The sequence below is a fragment of the Mesorhizobium sp. M00.F.Ca.ET.216.01.1.1 genome (assembly GCF_004010325.2).
Classification (GTDB): domain Bacteria; phylum Pseudomonadota; class Alphaproteobacteria; order Rhizobiales; family Rhizobiaceae; genus Mesorhizobium.
Map to the genome: position 1 here is coordinate 1 of NZ_SADR02000051.1, position 20,567 is coordinate 20,567.

The following is a 20,567-nucleotide window of genomic DNA, read 5'->3' on the forward strand; positions in this document are numbered from 1 at the left end:
TGCCGCGGTCCTGCATGCAGAGCCCCCTTTAGAAACTCCAGTTCCAGAGCCTGCTTGCCGACTAGCCGTTCGAGCGCGGCAATGCGCGCCTCATAAGCCTGCAGAAGATCGGCCGCTGCGGCATCCTCATCGAGAGCGCCCGCCTGAAACTTCTCGACCCATATCCGGATCAGATTGCGTGAGATGTCGTGGCGCTTCGAGAGGGCATGCAGGGTCTCGCCGCCGAAATACTCCTGCGAAACCTGCCGCTTGAACTCGACGCTGTGGGTTCGGTGCTTTGCCATGGGCCTTCATCCTCTGAAAGCCCGGCTGCCCGGTCAATTACCGAAAACCATCCTGTCCGGCCCGAGGGGCCCACTCCAGATCGGCGCGCAAAAGGGACCCCTTTGTAAGGCACGACGGTCAGCGCTCGCCGGGCGGAGCTGGTCTGGGTTGCGCAGCCCGGCGAGTGCGGATCGGCTTGATGGGTGATCAGGCGCGGTTCTTGAAGCGCCAGGATTCGTTTCCGGTCTCGATGATCTCGCAGTGGTGGGTGAGACGGTCGAGCAGCGCCGTGGTCATCTTTGCGTCGCCGAAGACGGCGGGCCATTCGCCGAACGCCAGGTTTGTGGTGACGATGATCGAGGTTCGCTCGTAAAGCCGGCTGATCAGATGGAAGAGCAATTGCCCGCCGGCCTGGGCGAACGGCAGATAGCCGAGTTCGTCGAGGACGACAAAGTCGAGCCGTGTCAGGTAGTCGGCGATGCGGCCCTGCTTGCCGCTGCGGTGCTCGGTCTCGAGGCGGTTGACGAGGTCGACGACGTTGAAGAAGCGGCCGCGCGAGCCGTTGCGGATCAGCGCTCGGGCAAGGGCGATCGCCAAATGCGACTTTCCGGTCCCGGTGCCGCCAATCAGGACGGCATTGCGCTGGTCGGCGACGAAGGTGCCGTTGGCGAGGTCGCGGATCAGCGCCTCGTTGACCGGTGTGCCGTCGAAGTCGAACTCCTCGATGTCCTTGGCCAGCGGCAACTTGGCGACGGTGAGCTGGTATTTGATGGAGCGCGCCTGCTTCTCGGCGATCTCGGCCGAGAGCAGATCACCGACGATCCGCGGCGGCTCGTGCTGGCGCTTGATGCCGGTGGCCATGACCTCGTCATAGGCGCCACGCATGCCGTAGAGCTTCAGCGTCCCCATCAGGTCCAGAACCTGCGTGCGTTCCATCAGCTTGCCCTCCTGAGGCTGTCGTAACGGGCGCAGTCGGCCTGCGGCTCGTGCTGCAGACGGAGCGCGTCCGGGGTGAGGATGGTGACGGCCGGACCCGGATCGCGCCGCCGCGCCAGGATGTCAATGATGACGGCGGACGAGCAGACGTTCTGGTCGAGCACTTCCTGGCAGGCTGCCTCCACCGCGTCGATCCCGTCACCAAGGACGCATGCCAGGATCGACACCATCTGCCGATCGCCATCGTCCGTATCCTTTAGGCGGCGTCGCACCCGCTCCATGGCTGAGGGCAGAACCCAGCCTTGGAACGGCGCCCCGTTGCGCAGCGCGCCGGGCTTGCGGGCGAGCACCGGGACGTAATGCCACGGATCGTAGATCGTCTCATTGCGCCCGAAGGAACGAACATGTTCGGCAACGACCACGCCGTCCTGGCGGATGACGATCCTGCCGGCGTAGGCTTGGACTTCCACCGGGCGGCCAACGGCGGTCGAGAGGACAGAGTATTTGTTGTTGTCGAAGCGCACCGTGCAGGTCTTCGACACCGAGGCCGGCACCGTATGGAACCCGTCGAAGGAACCGCGGTATTCAACCAGCTTGCCACGCTCCTCCTCGAACACGTTCCAGATCGTTCGCTCCGGTTGCTCGACGTGACGATGCGCCTTGGCGTAGGCGACGCACTTGTCATGCAGCCAGGCGTTCAGCTCCTCATAGGTCTTGAAGCGCAGCCGCGGCGTGAAGAAGCGCTCGCGCACCAGCCCGACCTGGTTCTCGACCTGACCCTTCTCCCAACCCGAGGCCGGCGTGCAGGCGACCGGCTGCACCAGATAATGGCTGCACATCTGCAGGAAGCGGCGATTGTATTGGCGGTCCTTGCCAACAAAGATCGTTTCCACCGCCGTCTTCATGTTGTCGTAGATGCCGCGCGTGCAGGCGCCCCCGAAGAAGGCGAAGGCCCGGTCGTGCGCGTCGAACACCATCTCCTGCGTCTCGCGCGGATAGGCCCTGATGAACATCATACGGCTGTGGCAGAGCCGGACATGGGCGACCTTCACGGTCACCGTCACGCCGTTGATCAGGACGATCTCGTGGCTCCAGTCGAACTGGTAGGCATCGCCCGGCGCGAAGAACAGCGGCACATAGGCTTCCGCCGCCGCCGAGCCTTGCTCCTTCGCCCAGCCCTTCGCGTATCGGCGGACCGCATCGTAGCTGCCCTCGTATCCGAGCCCGCGAAGCTCCTCAAAGATTCGGATCAGCGTCAGCCGCTCGCGTGCCGCCTTGCCGTGATTGCCGTTCAAAAATCCGTCGAGTTGATCCTGCCAGGGGCCGATCTTCGGCATCGGCTGATGCTCGCGCTCGTAACGGAACTCCGTCGCGTCGGATCGCAGAACCTTGCGGACCACCTTCCGGGAGATCCGTAACTCGCGGCAGATCTCCTTGATCGACTTCCCCTGAACCAGCGAAAGCCGGCGTATCTTCGCAATCGTCTCCACAACCAACATCCAAAACAAATGCCTCCAATGAAACCGGAGGCAGTGTGACAACCCTGCGTTACAGGGGTCCTTTTTGGACGCCGATCACCCCTGAAACGGGGTCCTTATTCCACGCCGAAACACACCGGAAAGGACCGTGTCTTCTTTGAGCAGTGTCTGGGCATAGCTGATCACTCGCTGGAACCAGCCGAGCTTGTAATCGAATTTCGGGCCGGGCGCGGGATTGCCGTTGGGCAGGTAGATGCAGCCGATCACCAGTCCATCGACCTCGGCCTCGATGTAGCGACTGTGCGAATCGTCGGAGTCGCCTGGCAATCCGCGTCTACGCTCCAGCGGCTGTTTCCCGCGAGCCAGAATCGCAACCCCGTTATAAGACTTCTGGCCGTGCCAGATGGCGCCGTAACCAGCATCCCTGATCGCCTCGGCGGGAAACTTTTCGTCGGATGTCTTGAGCTCCTGCAGGCAGACGATGTCATAAGCAGTTTCGCCGAGCCATTTGAGGAGGACCGGCAACCGTCCATTGACGCCGTTTACGTTAAAGGTCGCGATCGTGGTCATCCGGTCATCTTGGGCGAGGATCTTTCCGGGCAGTCGTCCTGATACGTGGCTTTCAACTTCTAGCCGTCTTCCTTGTAGGATTTGGCGGCCTCATCGATCTTGCGCCAGTCATTTCCGTAGCGCCGCACGAGCTCCCGCGCCTGGCCCGGCGATATGTTGTGCATTTCCACGATGTGGTCCACTTCCGTCTCTTCGCCTTTGAGGGGGCGCGAGCGCTGTCTCCGCGAGCGCTGTCTCCTTGGCCGGCTGACCGCTATTTCATCTGCATTGCGTTTCGGCATGAATTGACCTCGCCTGATCCGGATTAACCCCCGAATGTCGGGAAGGTTTCCGCGCGGTTGGCTGGGGAAGGGTACCGGTCATCCCCGCATGCGGTTTCCTTCTTGGGGTGTCCGGCTTGAACCCAAGTGACGCGAAGGGCGTTGCTTTGCGAACAGGCTGCCGATCGCAAGCTGATGGAAAGATCCGCCGACATTGCCCCACCGCAGACGGCTCCCGGTGCCGAAGCGCGCTTCCCGTATGATCGAGCGGCGGTGGAGCGGTTTCGGGAGGCATTCCCTCGCGCCAGGTGGAGCGACGAGCTCGGCAGCTGGTTCGTGCCCGGAAAGACCGCGGCGCGACGCATCGAGCGCTGGCTGGCACAAGAGGGGGCTTCGCGATCCGCCCATGATGACAGCAAGGGGCGCGATGCCTTCGCCTTCGATCCGCTGTCGAGCCCTTATCTGGAAGTCGCGGATGACCTGCGGATCCGCACGCCTTATTCGAAGACGGTTCTGGAGGAACTGCGAGCCATTCCCTGGGCGCGCTGGGATGAGCAACTGCGAGCCTGGAGGGTGCCTTTCCGCTCCTACGAGACGTTGCGGCACCATTGGCCACGCATCGAGCGAGCCGCCCGACGCGCTGAACCGGAGGAGCGGAAGCGAGGGCGCGAAGCCAACAAAGATTCGGATGAACACAGAGCCGCGAAGCTGCGCTATGCCGAACGCAAGCGACATCGTTATCCGCTACCGGCTGAAGACCTTCCTCCGCTCGGCCGAGCTGTGGCAACGGAACAATATGGCATTGTCGTCTTCAGGGAGATTTCTGGTGAAGTCGCTGACGCTGCGGATTCAGCAATGTTTTATCCACATTTGATGGAGGCAACCGTCGACTATCTCTGGGCCAGATGGCGGCCAGCGACATTGGCTGAACTGATCAAGACATGGCCGGCCCGTCGTGTTGCCGGATCGACTGAACGATCAAGAGGGTGGTGGCAGCCGACGCTTGGCGAACTCAGGATCGCTCGCCAGCGTGCGCGTAGCCTTGAGCGAAGAAAACGAAGAAAAGTGCAATCATAAGTTCCGACATCTCCATGCCCTACGAGGACGGTGAGCAGCTTGGCAGCTTCCATATGCAACGATTGCGAACCAGCTTGGGCAGGTAGCTCTGTGTCTTGGCGCTCAAGGTCCCGGCACACCAGATGGAGTTTGATCTACCGAAGGCTGGCGCCATTCTCATCGACCACCCGTCGCCAACAATGCGCCGCCCAGAGATGCGATCGGCAACGTCTTATTACGCGCTTCGGCATGATTGGAACCGGGAAATGCCAGCGCAATTTTACGTCGGACTGTTGGGTCCGCGCCTGAACTGCGGTTCGAGAGGCAAAGACGTGCGGCTGGATACCTTTCTGGTATGCCACGAAGTTATCGAGAAGACGACTCTGGATGAGTTCCGATTGCATTATCTACATGCAGATCAAATTGCTTTACGCTTCGAGAGAATCGCTGTGCGATGTGCCAGGCTGACTTGGGAGAGGCTACCAGACTGTTATGAAGCGGCATGAAAAAGCGATCGATGAAGAAAAGCTGCAGAAAGTGCCATCGGATTTAGACCTGACCCCTATAGAGACTTGGAGGATTACCTCTTGCTCGAGCGGCTGATCCGGGCTTCCCGTTAGGGCGTGAACCCATAAATCTGCCGGGCGAACTGCTCGCCAATGTCCGCTATGCCCCGATGGCGACCAAACTCCGCACCGTACCGAAATGACGCGATGTGCCAATATCGGCTATCAGTCAAATGTCCGACAAAAGAAAGACCGCCTCGCGGCGGTCTCTCCGAATCCAATCAGTACTTTGTCAAGCAGCTCGCTTGAACGCCTCCTGCGCTACCTGATTGGCGCGATCGAATGCAGCGCGCGTTTCCGTCAAAGCAGCCGTAAGTGCGGACCATGACTGGGTCCCCGCCTCGTTCAACTTCTGGAGTTTTTTCTCCGCCTCGGCGGCATCGGCGTTCATACGATTTACGGCGGCGTCGATTTTGCCCCTACGCTCAGCAGCGAATTTTTTGGCATCGATGCCAAGCTGGTCGGCCGCTGCGCGCCACGCTTTCAATTGGGCGTCGGCTTGAACCTTGAACGTAGCCTGTTGGTGCTCGATTTTACTGCCGAAGCTCTCGACATATTTCTTGACATCAGCCTCGAACGAGCGCCAGTCAGCCTCTAGTTTTGCCTTTGCCTGAATCCAAGCGGACTCGTTAGCTTCCGACTGGTTCGTGATCGTGTCCCGGAAGTCATCGCGCTGCTTACGCAGGTCAGCCAGAACCTTGTTGGCCTTGTCGCGGACATCGGACTGCACCTCGGCGAGCTTGCCTTCAAACGACGTCACTGCGGCGTCCATTTCATCGAGGCGCTCCTTGGCCCAATTTGTAAAGAAGTGGATATTGCTTTGCGTAGCCATTTGCTCATCTCCATGAATGTCAAATTGCACCGCCTGCCCATGTTGCTGGTTAACATGTCGCGCCAATTTATTTTTTGATCTGAGTCAACATAAAACCTAAGAGTGATGTCTGACCGGACTTCATCTAGCAAGTTGCGAGGTCCGCTCCGGGTCCTTCGCGACCGGGTTGAGCCAGCCTCAAGTCCGGCCATGTCCGCTATGCCGGCGAAAGCAGAAGCAAATTCAGAGAATTAGCGGCTCCGCGACGGCCGTTGCAGGTTGATGGTACGGCTGTGGACGTGATTCAAGCTCCGAAACCGGAGCCTCGAATCATGCGCTACGAACTGACAGACTACGAATGGACCGCCATCAAACCGATGCTGCCGAACAAGCCGCGTGGCGTTCCGCGTGTAAATGACCGTCGCGTGCTCAATGGCATCTTTTGGGTTCTGCGATCAGGTGCGCCGTGGCGCGACCTGCCAGAGACCTATGGTCCCTGCACCACTTGTTACAATCGGTTCGTGCGCTGGCGGCGGGCTGGCGTCTGGGACCAGATCATCGATGCGCTGGCCGCCGGTCATGATACGGCGGTGCAGATGATCGATACCTCCGTCGTGCGCGTGCACCAGCACGGAGCCTGCGTCGCGGACAACAATCATCAGGATATGGGTCGCTCACGAGGGGGCCGAGCAAGATTCACGCCGTGGTGGACACCAACGGCCTACCAGTCCATCTCGCCCTCACGCCCGGTGAAGCACACGACAATCGGTTGTGTTCGGTTCTCCTCAGCGCGTTGCTCCCACAAATGATGTTGCTCGCGGATCGAGGATACGACGCGGACTGGATAAGGGAGCTTGCACGCCAGCAAGGAGCATGGGCAAATATTCCGCCGAAACGAAATCGCAAAGACCCGATCTGCTTCAGCCCGTACCTGTATCGTGCGCGAAATCTCGTCGAACGGTTCTTCAACAAGATCAAGCAATGTCGGCGGGTCGCGACCCGATACGACAAACTCTCAGCCAACTATCTGGCGTTCATCAAGCTCGCATCAATCCGCATCTGGCTGCGCGCTAATGAGTCCACGCCCTAGTTCGATCTCTCGGCAGGGCAACATACCGGGCTCGGCGAATTTCCGCCTGGAGGGAACCTTGGTTGCCCATGCGAGTTTCAGGGGCTGGGCGGGGGATTTCCGAAATTGGATTGTTTTCAAAAGATCGAAGCGCTGATCGAGGTCGGCGGGACCGACGCGGTGGAAGAAGCGCGCAAAATGCTTTCGTCATTCAAAGGCTCACAGGCAACCACCCAAGCGATTGAGGACTTTCTGATAGACTTAATGACGCTGGTATTCCTGGTCGAAACCGGCCGGGACGCATTTCAGAACGCGGCGCGCCACCTTGCCCGCAAAAGACTGTCCAAAATTAAGCTGCATGCCCTCCTGCACGATCTTCATCAGATCGAGCCGGGCTGTGCCTGAATTGCCAGGGCGTCCGCCCCGGGAATTCAGGCACAGCCCGAGAGCGCGGGCCACGTGCGGTGCACAATCCAGATCGGGCACCGTTGCCCTTCCCTTGGGCAGCGCGCTCGTTTCCTGTTCGTCCCGGCCGGTTTGGCCGGTGGCGATGCAATCCGAGGACGCTCGGGGGAAGGGCTAGGGCTGCCATGCCTTGCAGGGACTGAGGGAGCAGAGCGCCGTCAGTTCAGAAACTCGCCCGCCGAATCCGTGGCAAGGCGACGTCACCTCATACCGGCTTGCCGCGCAACTGCCATCACGAAATATTTCGCTCGGAACACTCGCTTGACCGCCGAATTGACATGGGTGCGCGGAGCGCGATGAAACGACGGAGAACGAAATGCCTAATCAAGGTGGAACCCGCGACAAGACGGGCCAGCAGGTCATGGCCAGCAGGGCCACAACAACATGGACGACGACGAGCAGCGTCGGTTCGGCCAGCAGCAAGCGGACGATAGGCAGCGCGAAGGCCAACAACCGCGGCGGCAGCGGCAACTTTGCAGAGGACCCTGGGAAAGCCTCCGAGGCGGGCCGCAAAGGAGGCCAATCCTAACGAAGTCTGAGGCGGCGCTTCATGGGTACCGCCTCGGTAACCAATATTGAGAGGAGTAAACGACATGCCGAAGCAAGAGACCGCCAACGGATTGGAAAGTCTGTTCGTGGATGGCCTCAAGGACATCTACTACGCCGAAAAGAAGATACTGAAGACGCTACCCAAGCTCTCGAAGGCAGCACAGTCTGAACAGTTGAGCGCGGCATTCGAAAAACACCGCCTCGAAACCGAGGACCATGTAGAGCGGCTGGAACAGATTTTCGAGCAACTCGGCAGAGCGGCAAGAGGCAAGACTTGTCCGGCCATCGACGGAATCCTGGAGGAGGGGGCCGAAATCCTTGAGGAATACAAGGATGCGCCGGCCCTCGACGCGGGACTTGTCGGCGCCGCACAGTCGGTCGAGCACTATGAGATTGCCCGGTATGGCACTCTGATCGCCTGGGCGGAGCAACTTGGCATGAAAGAAGCGCTGCCCCTTTTGCGTCAGACCCTCAAGGAAGAGGCGGCCGCAGACGAGGGGCTCAGCGCCCTTGGCGAAGACGATGCAAACGCGCGCGCACTCCAGGCCGCCTGACAAATCGAACACCCGCGCCCTTGCCTTGCATCTGAGGGCGCGGGCTCACACGCACGACCGGCAGAAAGGTCCATTTGTTGATACCAAAAGAAGCCGCAGGCTTACGTCTACGTATCAACCGCCCAAGCCGAGTCCCCAACATGCCAGACTTTCTACCCCTGACCGTCAAGTTTCCCGGCAGCAGGCCGATCCTAATCTCCAATGTCGCAGAAGCGGCCGCCACGCTAAGCAAGACCTGGCCGGATCGGACGAACGCTGCTTACGTCAATGCCGCGAGTTTGCTATCCAAGGCCATAGCCGGCACCTGCCGGCCGAAGGTGGCCTTCGAAGCTTATCGCATTGCAGCCGGGCGACAGGGTTTGCTGCTCGACGGCAGCAGAAGTGCCGCTTTGCATGTGCTCGACGCACTTTGTAGAGAATTGGTGATCGTTCCGCCGGAGGTATGAGGCTGGCCCGTAGATGGAAAGAGTTTTCAACCACCTCGCGACCGTGGTGGCGCACGCCTCGGGTCGGCTGGTTTTTGTCCTGTCCATGCCTCGCCTTCACCGGCTCGGTCTTTCAGTATTCCGAGACATGGAACACCGGAACGACGTCACTTTCCTGATGGTATTCCTGATACGCAGAGCCGCGACGGCGCGACCATATAGGCCAAGCTGACGAGTTGATCCGATCAGGCCATGCGAAGAACGACTTACGATTTCATCCGCGTCGTGCACCTCAAGTCACGGCTGCGAGGCTAGCTCTTTGCAAAAAGCGCTTGCTCCTCGTCACGCTGTTTGCCGCCGAGAGCTGCAGCCACACTGGCGATGAATGCACCGATCACCAGCGATAGGGCACCAATGAGAGCGGACGTAGCGCTTGCCTTGCGTGCCTTGTCAGCGGCGGCCTTGGCCTTGTTTTTCGCGTCCTCGATACTCGCAAGGACCGTATCGACCCGTTTGGTGGCATCCGCTTCCGATAACCCCGTCCGAGACGACACGAGCCGGACGAGATAGGTTTTATCATCGGCGGAAACCTGGCCATTAACGGCACTGGCAATAAGTATGCGCGTTGCCTGCCCCGTCACGGCGGCATCATTCTGACCGTTTGGAGCCGCAGTTGCAGCGGCGTCGGTAGGTCGGAACAGGGAGTCTACAAAGTATCCGAGGGCATTGTCAGTCTGCGGGCTGGCATTGCCTGCGGCCGCGGATGCGCCCATGGCGGCGCCTGACGCAACGTTCGAGGCTGTCTGCACCCCCGACCCGAGAACCGACGAAAGTGCGGAACCGAGCACGCCCGCGACAAGCAACGTCGCCAAGGCCCAGGCCAAAAAGCCATGCGCGGTGTCACGGAACAAAACCTCATCCGTGTGCACATTCACCCATTTCGTCCGCAATCGACCGGTTAGATAACCGCCCACGCCGGCCGACAACCACTGGACAATGACCAGCCAGACAGCGGCCGAAACGGCGAACGTTGTTGCCGACGGCGTCGAACCGCTCCAAGGCGAGGCAAAAGATAGCCCCAGCCCGGCCCCAACCAGCAAAAGGATTACACTTAGCGTAGAGGCGGCAAATGCACCAGCCACTATCGGCCCCCAACTAACGGCGGATGATGACGACTCGGTTGTTTCCGAAACAACGTTCGGAGAGAGGACATTTGCCATTCCTCCCTCCTATCGAGCGAAAAGCATGATCAAGATGATAATGGGTATCGGAACACCCAGCAGCCATAGCAAAATACCGCGGCCCATATCGACCTCCTATGAATGGGTTAGCCGAAATACAACTGCGATGTCTCGCTTTCGTTCCAGCAGCCGGCGACCTGCATGTCGCCCGCCCTCACGCCGGTGAGGATTGTCACGACGACATTCTCAGGCGTGGCTGCGCCGAGCGTGATGTTGCGGGTCAGCATAGGACCCGCCCAGCCGATCCGCTGCCATTCACTGAGGCGCAAGCAGGCACGAGCCGAGAGCGAAGCAACCCGCAGCTTACGCTAGTTACCAAGACCGCCGGCCGAGCCGGCGGGCCGGCATATGGCAGGTATTGCTGGGCCGCGGGAAGCCCGACGTCGGCTTTGTGCAAGCCTGAGCGATCAGTGCCGGATCTTGAGGAAGCGAGCCTCGCGTAGCAGCGGCAGCAGCGAGGGCCAGTCGGTGCCAATCAGCTTGATCAATTCCCGAGCCTCCTCCTTCGAGATATCGCTGTCTTTGGCCAAGCGGCGAACGTGTCAGAAACGCCCAGCAATATACCTCGGTCGCCTAGCGCTTCCGCTTGCCGTCGCCCGGTGACTTGGAGCCTGACGTCGCAAGCGCCTCGCGCATTATTCGCAGTGCTTCGTCGGGGGTGAGGCCGCATCTGCGGGCAAAGTAAGCCGCCTCGGAGGTCGCGACGCGGGTGGCTGCTTCTATGGCGGACAAGGCAAGTCTTGATTTCTTCTTGGCCATTGCGGTTAACTGCGCCATGAATTACTCAGTCGGCTGTCACCTTTTGCCCGGCAACGCAAATTCCTCGTTTTCGATGCCCCGCTCGGCATGAGGGCTGCGGCTAGTTGGCCGCTACCAACCTTGGCGAGCGTACCACTCGTCGATTTCGCGGCGGACGCGGTCTTTCTCGATGCCGTAGCGTTCCTGGATCTTCCCTTCCAGCTGATCACGCTTGCCTGCGATCCGGTCGAGGTCGTCGTCGGTGAGTTTGCCCCACTGTTCCTTGACCTTACCTTTGACCTGCTTCCAATTCCCTTCGACGCGGTTCCAATCCATGGTGTGACCTCCTTCGTTTGCACAAAGGCTAACGGCGGCACCTGCCCCGAAGTTCCTGACATCGTGAGGGAACATTTAGACGCTGCTGATGTTCTCGTCGCGTGGCGCGCAGTCCCCGCGAAGGCGCGGTGATGGACCGGGAATCCTCGGACCTTCCCCCGTCCTGGGTGGGCCTGCAATTGAGAGGTCCAGGAAGATAATGTCTTACCAGGCGGCGAAGATCGCTGCCTGGATCGCCGGCAGGAATCCGTCCTCAGTATTTCGAATCCAAATGGAGCAGGTCGAGCTGCCAGGCCGGGTCTACTTTGGCACCGGAGAGTCGATCGGCTGCAGGGGAAGCACAGCAGGGCCATTCAGAACAGCCCCATCCGGGCCGAAATGTGATCCATGGCAAGAGCAGTCCCAGCACTGCTCTGTCGAGTTCCAGGCGACTTCACACCCCGAGTGCGTGCACCCAGCGGAATGCAGATGGACGTTACCCGCCATGTCGCGACAGGCGGCGATTTTGCGCATTCCGTCTCGCAAAATACCACCTTGACCAGGAGCGAGATCATCGAGCGACTTCAGGTCGCCAGGCAGCAGGTAACCGGCGAGATTTGCCACCGCCGAGGCGTTTTCTCGAATATAATTGAGAACGCCGGAAGCAGTTTTGCGTGAAGGTTCATAAACTTCGCTCCAGGGATTGGATTCGCCGAGGATCAGATCCTTCAAAAGAAGTCCGGCAAGCGCGCCGTGCGTGATGCCTTGGCCGGAGTCGCCGGTGACGACATAGACAGATGTGCTGCCAGGTGTGAGGCCAATGAAGGCGCAATAATCGATCGTGTCGAGAACCTGTCCAGACCAGCGCGTTACCTCTTTGCCCAAAGTTGGAACAAGGGAGCGTATCCACGCCTCGATCGCTTCGAACCGGATGCCGCCGTCGTTAGCTTCGCCCGATTTGTGGTCGGCGCCACCTACAATGAGATAGTCCACCGAACCGGGGCCCGGGTTTATCCGGACGTAGTGATAGGGATCGCCAGTATCCCAAAAGAGCGCATCTGGAAGATCGCCATGAGGCAGAGTGAAAGCCATCGCGTACGTTCGGTATGGCGACATCTTAGTGTGCAGGCGAAAACGATTGTTGATCGGCGAATTGGTGGCAACGACGGCATGTGATGCCGCGATCGATCCGCCGTTCTCAGTGGAGACGCGCACCCCACCTTCCGCCAGTTCCTCAAGCGCCACCACTGTGCTGTTGGCAAAGATGAGACCGCCCCTTTCGCGTATAGCTGCGGCAAGTCCTCGAAGATATCGCAGCGGGTGGAAGGTTGCCTGGTTCGGATAGCGAAGAACGGGCGCCTTTTCGAAGCCTCTGAGCGGCACACCGGTCACGAGGTTGGCAGCTGCGCCTATCTTTCGCGCGGCATCGAACTCCTCCTGGCGTTGATTGAGGGCGGTTTTCGGCCGGATACCCATCGCTGGAAACAGGAAGGCATCCAGTCGGCGGAAATTACATTCGATGCCGAGCTCGCCAACGATCTTCTCGAGACGGGCGACCGCCGCTTCCTGGCTCTGCTGGAACAGTCGAGCCATCTCTTCGCCGCGAATATTGATCAGTGCACCCAGCCCGTCGTCGCAAATCGGCGCGAGATGCGCTGTCGTTCGCGACGTCATGCCAGCGGCGATGGGGCCGCGATCAATCACGACAACGGTCTCGCCCAGGGCGCTCAGTTCGTAGGCCACGGACAGTCCTGCAATTCCGGATCCGATGATTACCGTGTCGCAACGCTGCGTCCCTGAGAAACTTGGAGCGGCGGGATCGACCTCCACCTTCATCCAGAGAGACCGGGTCTGTTCGCCCTGCGCGTTCATGCTCTAACTCTCGATCCCCCGATGCTCAGCGAGCAGCCTTCTGATTGACTTTCCGCTGGGCGATCGTGGTGAGCTTCTTGTCGGCCGCTTTTTCCTCAGTCAGAGTTGTGGCCAAAAGCTTCGCGACCGCATCTTTACCGGTTTGTTCCGCCCAGGCGACGAGCGTTCCATATCGGCTGATCTCATAGTGCTCGACGGCTTGTGCTGCGGTGATGAGCGCGGCATCGAGCACCTTCTTCTCGGCAACTTCTCCCGCGATCTCCTTCGCCTCCTTGATGATGCCGTCGATCGCTGGGCAAGCGGTTCCCTTCGGCGATTCCCCGATCAACTCGAAAGCTTGTTCGAGACGTTGAACGTGTCTCTCGGTCTCTTCGAGGTGGCTCTTGAAAGCCGCAGTCAGGTCGCGGTTTGTCGCTTTCTCCACCATGTTGGGTAGCGCTTTCAGGATTTGCTCCTCAGCATAGTAGGTGTCCTGCAGCACATGCAGGAACAGATCGTCCATCGTCTTGATGTCTTTCGTGAAAAGTCCCATCGAGGCGCTCCTGACAATTTGGGCGATAAGCTCCGGAACAACGCGGGGCAACAGCGGCTGTTCCAAATGGCGCCATCGGCACTTCGTGTTAAGCCAGCGCGGGGGGCAAGTCCAACAATCGGGCAAATGAGGCTGACAATGCATGCTTTCGCAACGCGCTGAATTGGGTCTGGCGACCCTGCTTTTTTGCCGTTGCCGAACCGTTCCGGAACAATGCTGCCGAGTGTCAGTTTTCGCTTAGCCGTTTGGCGCACGCGCCATCTGGCTTGGGCGAAATTGCATCGCACGTGCTCAGAATGAAGGCGACAACAATGGCGAAGAGGCGGAAACCAGGGACACGGCCGACCACTTCTGATCGGCGGCCACATCCGTCAACGTTCTGGTGGACGGCGTGGGTAACGGCAGGTGTCGCTGTTATTCTAGTCGCCGGCACGACAGGGACCATCCGCAGCAACAGCTCGCATGAGGCCGCCGTCGTGCAGCAAGTCGGCGGCGATGCCGAGCGCGCCATTCCGGCAATGATCCGCAATGGTTGCGGCGGATGCCATGAAATTCCCGGTGTGCCCGGCGCTCATGGGAGCGTCGGCCCGTCCCTGCAGGGCGTTGCTGAAAGAGCCTATATCGGCGGACATGGGGGTCGGACCTCTTCCGATGCGATGATGCGTTGGATCAGCAGGGCGCGGGATGTCGATCCGAAGACGGCCATGCCGAACACCAACCTCTCGCCCCAGGAGGCTCGCGACATCACGGCGTATCTCTATGCGCGGACGTGAAATAGGAAAGACGCGGTACAAGGCGAAGACGGGCTGCCAGCAGAAGGAGCAAGCCGAGCGATAAACCGGCACCGATGATCACCAGTGCCTGGGCCGCCAGCAGGATGACCGTCTGCTCCGTTGTCGAGCCTGCCCGCATCTGGTGCACGTCGGCTGCCGTGACACTGAGATTCGGATTTCCGAAACGGTCGGTCACATAGTTGGCAAGGCTTGCCACCTGGCCGTCATCCAGCCAATCCGCGAAGGCAGCCATTGATTTGCGACCCGCCACGTCGCCCGCCTTGACTCCGGTTAGGATTGTCATGACGACATTCTCAGGAATGGCCGCGCCGAGTGTGCTGTTGCGGGTCAGCGAGGCATAGGAAGAACCGGACGATCCCCTTCCATCTAATCCGTGGCAGCCCGAACACAGAGACCCGTAAAGATCGCCAGCCGTGTTAGTGCTGCCTTGCGTCATGTTGCTGGGTTCGGCAACGCTGACCATAATCGTCCCGCTCCATGAGAAACGGGGCTGCTGCTCGTCCCCGGGTTGGGGAGGGACGTCCCTGAGATAGGCGACGATGGCGCGGAGGTCGTCATCCGAAAGATGTTGCAGGCTGTTCATCACCGTTTCCGCCATTGGACCGCTGGCAAAAGCCTTTCCAGCCGCGGTGCCGGTCTTGAGAAAGCGAAACAGCTCGTCGTCACTCCAGCCGCCTATGCCCGCCGTCTTGTCGCCGGTGATGTTGAAGGCCCGCCAGATGCCCGCGGCGCCGCCGGCGAGCTTGCGATCGTTATCCTCGCCGAATCTCACATTTCTCGGCGTATGGCAGGCACCGCAGTGGCCGAGCACATCTATCAGATAGGCGCCCCGGTTCCAGGCCTGAGTTCGACTTCGATCCGGCGTGAAGCGGCCGGGACGATAGTTCGCGAGTTTCCACAGCTCGAGCGCCCAGCGCTGGTTGAATGGAAACGGCAAGGTATTTTGCGGCCGCGGCTGGATGATCGGCGTTTGCGCAAGGAGATAGGTCCTGATCGCGAGCACGTCCTCGCGGCTCATCCTGGCGAAGCTATCGTAAGGCATAGCCGGATAAAGATCGGTTCCGTCGCGCCTTATGCCTTCCCGGACGGCTCGCACGAACTCGTCTTCGGAATAGCGCCCGACGCCTGTCTCCTGATCCGGCGTGATGTTCGTGGAATAAACATCGCCGAAGGGCGTCGGCACACGATAGCCGCCGGCGAACGGTCGACTTGGGTTGGAAGTGTGACACCCGACGCAGTCGGCGGCTCGGGCAAGATATTCGCCCTTCTGGATTTCATTCGCCCCCAGTTGGATGCAAAAAGCCGCCAGCGCCAAGCCGGCCATGATGGACCGCACGATGGTGGCGGCGAAGGTCTCAAGGATGGCAGCGCCGGGCCGCAGGAATCGAACGCACAGCATAATCGGGTGTTGGTTTCGGCCGGAGCCCGAGGCCTCGCGCCCTCGCGCGGGCCAATACGCCTGCCGTTGGCAGATCGCCCGCCGCAGGCATCCCGGCGCCCTCATTGTTCGCATCCGCTGAAGATCAGCCCAGCCGCCATTTGCGCCAGCATGGCCAGTCCAAACAGCGCTCCGACGCCGACTGAGGTCCAGGCTAGAAAGATCCGCGTACGTGCCTGCAGTGGCGGGCTAATACCGAAGCTGGCGTCACGCATGGCGCGCCAGGACAAGGTAATGCCCGCCAGGGCGGCGAGCGCAGCCAGCAGCGAGATAAGCACCGTGGGACGGACGCCCGTATAGCATTGCCAATCGACGATCGCGTAGTCGAGTTGCAGGGACACTGCCCAAGCAGTCGGCCCGCTTGCGAAGCCCGCCCAGGAAACGCCATTGCGAATTGCCTGCATCTCACATCCTCGGAGTCCAATAGATGACGAGATAGAGCACGGCCCATGACACGACCACGAAGTCCCAATAGAACGCATTGTCCGACACGTCGCTGAGGCGGCGGCCAGCCGTGCCCTTCTGCGTGAACATCAGAACGGCGAGCACGATCGTGTCTCCGACATCGGTAAGAAGATGAGACGTATGTAGCCCGAGCAGGAACCAGACGATCGAACCGTAGGCGTTCTGGTCCCATGAGATGCGGAGCGCGGGGAATTCCCAGATACGCACGATCAAGGGAAGGATTCCGACGATCGTCATCACGATCATGCCGACGCGAACCTTCGAAAGATCCTGCTGTCTGGCCCAGAAATCGATCATATGATTTGGAACAATGCTGGCGAGCAGGATGATCAGTACTGCCGTGCCTGGAGCGAGATCGGGTGCGGGCGCCGCAATGGGCCAATGCGGGGCCTGGACAGCCAGGTAGAAATAGGCGCCGATCGCGAGAGCGAAACCGGTCGCCTCAAGGGCGATGAAAGCGAGGGTTCCCCACCACATCGGGCTCGCCGCGCCGAAATCATATGTGGGTAGGCGGCTGACGTCGACGACTGGGCGTCGCATCATTCTTCGTCCTCCGGTTCGCCTTTCGGCCAGAACCAGCAGATGAAGCCGATTGAGACCGGTATAGCGCCCCAGACCACCGCCCATGGAGTGTATATCGAGGCGAGGAATGTACCGCCTACTGCGATCGCCGAGAGCAGAGGCCAGATTGAATTGTCAGCCGAAGGAACGCGCAGTTGCGGCACAGCATCCGCAACCGTGCCGCCAAGCACCTCGCGCGCATCGACGCGCAGACCCTCGACGACCGGGAATGTGTCAGGGTCGGCCCAGAGTGGCTCGCGATGAGTTACAACCGGCAGGTGCGCAAAGTCATAGGACTGCGGCGGCGATGTCGTCGCCCATTCGAGCGTGCTCGCATCCCAGGGGTTTTCCCCTGCGACCCGGCCGTTTCGAAGGCTAAGCAGCATGTTCAGGAAGAAGAGCGCGAAGCCGGCGAACAGCACCAATGATGAAAGACTGATGAAGAGGTTAGCGCCTCCCCAGCCGCTGTCTAGCGGATAGGTGTAGACACGGCGCGGCATACCCTGCAGCCCGAGAATGTGCATCGGGAAGAACGTGAGATTGAAGCCGAGGAATACTAACCAGAAATTCCAGTGGCCGAGCCGCTCCGAAAGCATGCGGCCGGTGACTTTGGGGAACCAGTAGTAGACGGCACCGAGCAGGGGGAAAACGGCGCCGCCGACAAGCACGTAATGGAAATGTGCAACCACAAAATAGGTGTCATGCACCTGCAGGTCGAGCGGCACCGAGGCGACCATGACCCCCGTCAGGCCGCCGATGACGAAGGTGAAGATGAAGCCGAGCACGAAAAGCAGCGGCGTGGCAAAGATCGGCTTGCCGCCCCAGATTGTCGCAATCCAGCAGAATATCTGTACGCCGCTCGGGATAGCGATCATCATCGAGGAGGCGGTGAAGAAGCTTTCGCCAAGCTGCGGCAGACCCGTGGCGAACATGTGATGCACCCACAATCCAAAAGAAAGGAAGCCGATCGCAATCAGCGACAGCACGATCCCGAGATAGCCGAAGACGGGGCGGCGGACGAACGTGGGCAGTATCGCCGAGACAAAACCGGTCGCTGGGATGAATATGATGTAGACCTCAGGATGACCGAAGAACCAGAACAGGTGCTGCCACAGCAGCGCATCGCCTCCCGCGGCTGGGTCGAAGAACTTGGTGCCGACAAGCCGGTCGAGGATCAGCATTGTGCTCGAGATCATCACAGCCGGCATGGCGAATAGTATGACAAAGGCTGTGACTAGCACCGACCAAACATAGAGCGGGATGCGATCGAGCGTCATGCCGGGGGTGCGCAGTTTAAATACCGTTGCAATGATTTCGACGGCGACTGCCAGCGCCGATACTTCCGTGTAGGTTACCATCTGCGCCCAGAAGTCCGGGCGCTTGCCAATGCCATAGTCCGGTCCGGCGAGTGGCACATAGGAAAACCAGCCGGCATCGGCGCCTGTATTGAGGGCGAATGCTACCCAAATCATCAGCCCGCCTGAAACATAGATCCAGTAGCTGAAGGCATTGAGGCGCGGGAAGGCCACGTTGCGCGTGCCGATCATCAGCGGCACCAGGTAAACGGCGAACGCTTCCATCACTGGTACAGCGAATAGAAACATCATCGTCGTTCCATGCATGGTGAAAAGCTGGTTGTAGAGATCCGGACTTATGCGACCGGCCTCGGGCGCGGCGAGCTGAAAACGGATCGCCAGCGCCGACAGACCTGCAAGAACGAGAAACAAGAAAGCCGTCACGACGTAACGCCGGCCGATCAGCTTATGATCGACCGTGGCCAGCCAGCCATACAGCCCTTTTGATGTCTGCCAGGTACGGGCCAGACAAGCGAGCAGTTCGGCCTCGTCTAGCCCGGTGTCTCGTAGGCCGTTCAGCCCCCCGTGCTGTTTTAGCTCGGCCGTCTTTCTCGGAATGCCGCTCATTCAAGGCTTCCAAGATAGGTAACAACCGCGTTGAGATCGTCGGCGCTAAGTGCAATGCTCGGCATCTTCGCTCCAGGCTTTATCGATTGCGGGTCGGCAATCCACGCAGCAAGGGCGCCGGGCGTCATGGCAAGCGTATCCGCGGCTAGCGAGCGACGGTTTGCAATATGAGTTAGATCAGGTCCGACGGTTCCGCCGGCCGGAGTACCCCTTATGGCATGGCAGAGTGCGCAGCCGGTCCCGAGAAAGGCCGCCTGACCGCGGTGTTCTTCGTCGCTGGCGGGCGCGATGGCGTCAGCGTCTTGCCCGAATCTCCATGCGTCAAACGCTTCGCGACTTTCCGCGACAACTGTGATGGCCATATGAGCATGCTGGTAGCCGCAGAACTCCGCACACTGGCCGCGATAGATACCGGGCTTGTCGGCGATGAGGGTCAGTTCGCTCGGCCGGCCCGGAATGAGGTCCCTTTTGCCTGCAAGGCTTGGTACCCAGAAGCTGTGAATGACATCCAATGAATCGAGCTTGACCCTGACGGGCTCGCCGACTGGAATATGGATCTCGTTCGCGGTGACGACTTCCTGCGACGAAGCGATTTTGGGATAGCGTATCTCCCACCACCATTGATGACCTGTGACGCGGATCGTGATCACTTCGCTTCCGCTCAGCGACGCGATCGATTTGCCAGCGAAAAAGCTTCCTATCGTCAGTGCAGTTAGTACCAGCACGGTCAGAGCTGTAGCGCTTCCGACAGCAATGCCAAGTCGACGTTCTTGATGAGAATCGATCTGCAGCGGTGATCGCGATGCCTCCCTCAAGCGGCCTCGGAAAAGCGCGGTTGCCAAGACCAGCATGACAAGAAGCCAAGTCGTCGCGGCAACCGCGCTAAAGGTCCAGATGAGGGTAAGTATCCTTCGCGCATTCGCGCCATGCGCGTGGAGCGCCGATTGCCAGTCGCTGCATCCCGTCAAAGACAATGTCGAGGCGACAGCCGCCCATCTCAGGCCCTGTCTTAGGACCGCAGCATTTCGCGACGGGGTAGCGGCAAGTTTACCGAACGAGCTTTGAATTCGATGTCCAAAAGGGGGCAGGAATGACGATCGGCTTCGCTTCCGAAGGCAAGTCAACAAATTGGTGCACCTTGCCATGACGAATCTACCACCATGCCAAGGCCATAACGCGGCCGGTTGTAAAAGGATGCTCGACACTGATGGCTTAGTTCGAAGCAGCAGCGAAGCAATGCTCGCAATGCATGTCAGCGCTGAAGACGCGCACAAAAGCTAAGGCAGGGGAGGCCTCTCTGGCCTTTCCAATCCGTTCAGGGCACGGGCGGCGCCCGCGATGGGCCGCCCCCCTTCATCAAATATCCGGTAGACCTGCGCAGTGGGCTCAGCGGAGCTAAGGCTAGACGTTATGACCGTGGTCTGAGCGGCGGCCCGTCCTTAGTCTTTGCAGCTGTAAGCAAACGGGGGTTGCTCGGGAATGCCGAGCCGAGCCCCAGCAAAGGAAGGACGGCCATGGCAGAAGATAAGGATTTTTACGTCGGTGTCGACGTTTCGAAGGCCAAGCACGCGATTGCGATTGCGGAGGGTGGCCGGGAGGGGGAGGTCCGCTATTTCGGCGAGATCGAGGCGACACCGGCGGCGGTGGAACGCTTCGTGCGTAAGCTGGAGCGCAAATATCCGCGCC

Annotated in this window: 22 protein-coding genes and 4 pseudogenes; 8 read left to right on the forward strand and 18 right to left on the reverse strand. The window is 60.0% G+C overall.

Going from position 1 to position 20,567, the window contains the following annotated elements; all coding sequences use genetic code 11:
* From EN859_RS33975 to EN859_RS40360, 5 genes and pseudogenes are all read right to left on the reverse strand, one after another.
* Positions 1-284, reverse strand: a 284-nt coding sequence (locus EN859_RS33975; protein WP_135913573.1) for a transposase, incomplete at its 3' end; no start/stop codon positions are given.
* A gap of 187 nt (positions 285-471) precedes the next feature.
* Entirely contained in the window at positions 472-1,200 is a 729-nt protein-coding gene (gene istB, locus EN859_RS33980) for an IS21-like element helper ATPase IstB (protein WP_127857020.1), read from the reverse strand.
* A pseudogene (gene istA, locus EN859_RS33985) lies at positions 1,133-2,699 on the reverse strand (IS21 family transposase). The gene istB and the pseudogene istA overlap by 68 nt, the downstream one beginning before the upstream one ends.
* Positions 2,700-2,813: 114 nt before the next feature.
* Positions 2,814-3,248: pseudogene (locus EN859_RS33990) on the reverse strand (exodeoxyribonuclease III); the annotation flags it as partial.
* A 59-nt stretch (positions 3,249-3,307) separates the two neighbouring features.
* On the reverse strand, positions 3,308-3,430 hold the full coding sequence (locus EN859_RS40360; RefSeq protein WP_281015663.1) for a hypothetical protein: 123 nt from the start codon (positions 3,428-3,430) through the stop codon (positions 3,308-3,310).
* 273 nt (positions 3,431-3,703) lie between these two features.
* Here EN859_RS40360 and EN859_RS33995 point away from each other — a divergent pair, with 273 nt between their 5' ends.
* Positions 3,704-4,585, forward strand: coding sequence for a hypothetical protein (locus EN859_RS33995; protein WP_127857018.1), 882 nt, complete (start codon positions 3,704-3,706; stop codon positions 4,583-4,585).
* A gap of 777 nt (positions 4,586-5,362) precedes the next feature.
* On the opposite strand, the gene EN859_RS34000 is transcribed toward EN859_RS33995, so the two are convergent.
* On the reverse strand, positions 5,363-5,962 hold the full coding sequence (locus EN859_RS34000; RefSeq protein ID WP_127857017.1) for a hypothetical protein: 600 nt from the start codon (positions 5,960-5,962) through the stop codon (positions 5,363-5,365).
* Positions 5,963-6,318: 356 nt separating this feature from the next.
* Here EN859_RS34000 and EN859_RS40365 point away from each other — a divergent pair.
* The 6 genes and pseudogenes from EN859_RS40365 to EN859_RS34025 form a co-directional block, all read left to right on the forward strand.
* Positions 6,319-6,489: pseudogene (locus EN859_RS40365) on the forward strand (transposase); the annotation flags it as partial.
* Positions 6,490-6,578: 89 nt separating this feature from the next.
* A complete protein-coding gene (locus EN859_RS40370) occupies positions 6,579-7,031 on the forward strand; it encodes an IS5 family transposase (RefSeq protein WP_281015665.1) in 453 nt (150 codons plus the stop codon).
* A gap of 105 nt (positions 7,032-7,136) precedes the next feature.
* A complete protein-coding gene (locus EN859_RS34010) occupies positions 7,137-7,415 on the forward strand; it encodes a hypothetical protein (RefSeq protein WP_245525851.1) in 279 nt (92 codons plus the stop codon).
* A 490-nt stretch (positions 7,416-7,905) separates the two neighbouring features.
* A pseudogene (locus EN859_RS39950) lies at positions 7,906-7,998 on the forward strand (KGG domain-containing protein); the annotation flags it as partial.
* Between the two features lie 70 nt (positions 7,999-8,068).
* The gene (locus EN859_RS34020) at positions 8,069-8,578 is read left to right on the forward strand and encodes a ferritin-like domain-containing protein (RefSeq protein WP_127857014.1); all 510 of its coding nucleotides are present in this window, start codon (positions 8,069-8,071) and stop codon (positions 8,576-8,578) included.
* 140 nt (positions 8,579-8,718) lie between these two features.
* Entirely contained in the window at positions 8,719-9,024 is a 306-nt protein-coding gene (locus EN859_RS34025; protein WP_127857013.1) for a DUF982 domain-containing protein, read from the forward strand.
* 290 nt (positions 9,025-9,314) lie between these two features.
* On the opposite strand, the gene EN859_RS34030 is transcribed toward EN859_RS34025, so the two are convergent.
* From EN859_RS34030 to EN859_RS34050, 7 genes are all read right to left on the reverse strand, one after another.
* Positions 9,315-10,223, reverse strand: a complete 909-nt coding sequence (locus EN859_RS34030; protein WP_127857012.1) for a hypothetical protein — start codon at positions 10,221-10,223, stop codon at positions 9,315-9,317.
* A gap of 107 nt (positions 10,224-10,330) precedes the next feature.
* Complete coding sequence (locus EN859_RS38430) at positions 10,331-10,471, reverse strand: hypothetical protein (RefSeq protein ID WP_189502438.1); 141 nt, start codon at positions 10,469-10,471, stop codon at positions 10,331-10,333.
* A gap of 180 nt (positions 10,472-10,651) precedes the next feature.
* Entirely contained in the window at positions 10,652-10,774 is a 123-nt protein-coding gene (locus tag EN859_RS40375) for a hypothetical protein (RefSeq protein ID WP_281015664.1), read from the reverse strand.
* A gap of 43 nt (positions 10,775-10,817) precedes the next feature.
* Positions 10,818-11,021, reverse strand: coding sequence for a hypothetical protein (locus EN859_RS34035; RefSeq protein WP_245525852.1), 204 nt, complete (start codon positions 11,019-11,021; stop codon positions 10,818-10,820).
* Positions 11,022-11,114: 93 nt separating this feature from the next.
* Positions 11,115-11,318, reverse strand: a complete 204-nt coding sequence (locus EN859_RS34040) for a CsbD family protein (RefSeq protein WP_127857011.1) — start codon at positions 11,316-11,318, stop codon at positions 11,115-11,117.
* A gap of 300 nt (positions 11,319-11,618) precedes the next feature.
* Positions 11,619-13,169 (reverse strand): FAD-dependent oxidoreductase, encoded by a 1,551-nt coding sequence (locus EN859_RS34045; protein WP_127857010.1) that lies wholly within the window; start codon positions 13,167-13,169, stop codon positions 11,619-11,621.
* A 25-nt stretch (positions 13,170-13,194) separates the two neighbouring features.
* On the reverse strand, positions 13,195-13,701 hold the full coding sequence (locus tag EN859_RS34050) for a ferritin-like domain-containing protein (RefSeq protein WP_127857022.1): 507 nt from the start codon (positions 13,699-13,701) through the stop codon (positions 13,195-13,197).
* Positions 13,702-14,012: 311 nt separating this feature from the next.
* On the opposite strand from EN859_RS34050, the gene EN859_RS34055 reads away from it, so the two are divergent.
* Positions 14,013-14,474 (forward strand): c-type cytochrome, encoded by a 462-nt coding sequence (locus EN859_RS34055; protein ID WP_127857009.1) that lies wholly within the window; start codon positions 14,013-14,015, stop codon positions 14,472-14,474.
* Here the strand turns inward: EN859_RS34055 and EN859_RS34060 are convergent.
* The 5 genes from EN859_RS34060 to coxB form a co-directional block, all read right to left on the reverse strand.
* Entirely contained in the window at positions 14,446-15,894 is a 1,449-nt protein-coding gene (locus EN859_RS34060; protein WP_189502440.1) for a cytochrome c, read from the reverse strand. The two genes, EN859_RS34055 and EN859_RS34060, sit on opposite strands and share 29 nt — an antisense overlap.
* A 101-nt stretch (positions 15,895-15,995) precedes the next feature.
* On the reverse strand, positions 15,996-16,337 hold the full coding sequence (locus EN859_RS34065) for a hypothetical protein (RefSeq protein WP_127857008.1): 342 nt from the start codon (positions 16,335-16,337) through the stop codon (positions 15,996-15,998).
* Between the two features lies 1 nt (position 16,338).
* The gene (locus EN859_RS34070) at positions 16,339-16,941 is read right to left on the reverse strand and encodes a cytochrome c oxidase subunit 3 (RefSeq protein ID WP_127857007.1); all 603 of its coding nucleotides are present in this window, start codon (positions 16,939-16,941) and stop codon (positions 16,339-16,341) included.
* Positions 16,938-18,881 (reverse strand): cytochrome c oxidase subunit I, encoded by a 1,944-nt coding sequence (ctaD, locus tag EN859_RS34075; RefSeq protein WP_127857006.1) that lies wholly within the window; start codon positions 18,879-18,881, stop codon positions 16,938-16,940. Before ctaD ends, EN859_RS34070 begins: the two co-directional genes overlap by 4 nt.
* A complete protein-coding gene (coxB, locus tag EN859_RS34080; RefSeq protein WP_348632966.1) occupies positions 18,878-19,855 on the reverse strand; it encodes a cytochrome c oxidase subunit II in 978 nt (325 codons plus the stop codon). The genes ctaD and coxB overlap by 4 nt, the downstream gene beginning before the upstream one ends.
* Between the last annotated feature and the right edge of the window lie 712 nt (positions 19,856-20,567).